Here is a 457-nt window from a genome sequence, read left to right on the forward strand (position 1 = left end):
CTAACGACGCCCATCAGCGCGGCGTTGGCTGGGGCGACGAGTCCGAGCGTGTCAAATGTGTTTATAACAAAAAACTCATCGGTTGAGGTTGCAAACGTAAGAGCCTACGGCGCGGTTAGTGGGCAGGATTCCACGGCGGCATTCTCGGCGGCGATTGCATCATTGGCTAATGGTGGAACTGTCTATATCCCGGCTGGGACATACATCATCTCTAGCACTCTGACAGTTGACAAACAAATCAAGTTTGAGGGCGATGGCGCGATAAGCATCCTGAGAACAAAGTCAACCGCAACGACGCTAGTCATGTTTGATTTGGTTGCCGGGTCCGATCGCTCTATCTTCCGAGACATGATGTTTGATTCGGCGGCGACAATGACGGGCGGCGGCGCGATCAGGGTAGGAGTGGCAACACAAATCACCTCGCTGTTATTCGATGGCGTGATATTCATAGATCAAT

The 457-nt window shown here is 52.3% G+C and carries 1 protein-coding gene; it reads left to right on the forward strand.

What is annotated here, in order from left to right:
• Positions 1 to 48: 48 nt before the first annotated feature.
• The coding region (locus AC3DEV_RS16985; RefSeq protein WP_488372869.1) for a glycosyl hydrolase family 28-related protein at positions 49 to 457 on the forward strand (409 nt) is incomplete at its 3' end.

The organism is Dietzia sp. IBK-p2-15D, assembly GCF_057773105.1.